Source organism: Acinetobacter sp. YH12043, from assembly GCF_013419915.1.
Lineage (GTDB): Bacteria > Pseudomonadota > Gammaproteobacteria > Pseudomonadales > Moraxellaceae > Acinetobacter.
This window is the reverse complement of the sequence record NZ_VOZD01000057.1, coordinates 1-1,659: the sequence shown is the minus strand read 5'-3', so window position 1 is coordinate 1,659 and position 1,659 is coordinate 1. Positions and strand designations below refer to the sequence as shown.

At 45.0% G+C, this 1,659-nt stretch carries 2 protein-coding genes; one reads left to right on the top strand and one right to left on the bottom strand.

Translation table 11 applies throughout. The annotated features are described in order from the left end of the window. Positions 1 to 192: 192 nt before the first annotated feature. On the top strand, positions 193 to 1,008 hold the full coding sequence (locus FTU01_RS15430) for an APH(3')-I family aminoglycoside O-phosphotransferase (RefSeq protein ID WP_000018323.1): 816 nt from the start codon (positions 193 to 195) through the stop codon (positions 1,006 to 1,008). A 136-nt stretch (positions 1,009 to 1,144) separates the two neighbouring features. Here FTU01_RS15430 and FTU01_RS15425 read toward each other — a convergent pair whose 3' ends face one another. Further along, positions 1,145 to 1,546, bottom strand: a complete 402-nt coding sequence (locus FTU01_RS15425; protein ID WP_001183556.1) for a LysR substrate-binding domain-containing protein — start codon at positions 1,544 to 1,546, stop codon at positions 1,145 to 1,147. Positions 1,547 to 1,659 lie beyond the last annotated feature (113 nt).

The window sequence follows — 1,659 nt, the reverse complement described above, 5'->3', positions numbered from 1 at the left end:
GTACCAGCGTACGGCCCACAGAATGATGTCACGCTGAAAATGCCGGCCTTTGAATGGGTTCATGTGCAGCTCCATCAGCAAAAGGGGATGATAAGTTTATCACCACCGACTATTTGCAACAGTGCCGATAAAAATATATCATCATGAACAATAAAACTGTCTGCTTACATAAACAGTAATACAAGGGGTGTTATGAGCCATATTCAACGGGAAACGTCTTGCTCGAGGCCGCGATTAAATTCCAACCTGGATGCTGATTTATATGGGTATAGATGGGCTCGCGATAATGTCGGGCAATCAGGTGCGACAATCTATCGATTGTATGGGAAGCCCGATGCGCCAGAGTTGTTTCTGAAACATGGCAAAGGTAGCGTTGCCAATGATGTTACAGATGAGATGGTCAGACTAAACTGGCTGACGGCATTTATGCCTCTTCCGACCATCAAGCATTTTATCCGTACTCCTGATGATGCATGGTTACTCACCACTGCGATCCCCGGGAAAACAGCATTCCAGGTATTAGAAGAATATCCTGATTCAGGTGAAAATATTGTTGATGCGCTGGCAGCGTTCCTGCGCCGGTTGCATTCGATTCCTGTTTGTAATTGTCCTTTTAACAGCGATCGCGCATTTCGTCTCGCTCAGGCGCAATCACGAATGAATAACGGTTTGGTTGATGCGAGTGATTTTGATGACGAGCGTAATGGCTGGCCTGTTGAACAAGTCTGGAAAGAAATGCATAAGCTTTTGCCATTCTCACCGGATTCAGTCGTCACTCATGGTGATTTCTCACTTGATAACCTTATTTTTGACGAGGGGAAATTAATAGGTTGTATTGATGTTGGACGAGTCGGAATCGCAGACCGATACCAGGATCTTGCCATCCTATGGAACTGCCTCGGTGAGTTTTCTCCTTCATTACAGAAACGGCTTTTTCAAAAATATGGTATTGATAATCCTGATATGAATAAATTGCAGTTTCATTTGATGCTCGATGAGTTTTTCTAATCAGAATTGGTTAATTGGTTGTAACACTGGCAGAGCATTACGCTGACTTGACGGGACGGCGCTTCCCTACCCTCATGGCCGCCTCCCAGGAATCGACCCAGGTGCTTATCGTGGACATAATCCTTTACTCATAAATTTATCTTATTCCATTATTGTACCTGTCACGCAAAACTTGCAGAAAAGCCATAAACGCAGGAGAATCCTGTCGGCGGTGAGGATAATAAATATGGTAGCCGTCAAAATATGGACACCACTCGGTCAGAACAGCAATCAGCTTGCCGCTTTTGATATATCCATCTGCAACATACTCGGGAATATAGGCAATCCCCAGCCCGTCTAATGCTGCATCGAGCTGATGAATCGTGCTGTTCGCAATATATTGCCCTTTGACTTTCAGACTGAATTTCTGAGCATCTTTCTCGAATTCCCAGGCGTACAATCCACTCGTATCAGAATAGCGGACGTTAATGCAGTTGTGGTTCAAAAGATCCTGCGGCTTCCTGGGCTTAGCATAACGCTTAAAATGGCACTGTTGCAAAGTTAGCGATGAGGCAGCCTTTTGTCTTATTCAAAGGCCTTACATTTCAAAAACTCTGCTTACCAGGCGCATTTCGCCCAGGGGATCACCATAATAAAATGCTGAGGCCTGGC

Coding starts and splice junctions, on each gene's coding strand:
- FTU01_RS15430 (WP_000018323.1), top strand. CDS start 193: ATGAGCCATATTCAACGGGAAACGTCTTGCTCGAGGCCGCGATTAAAT.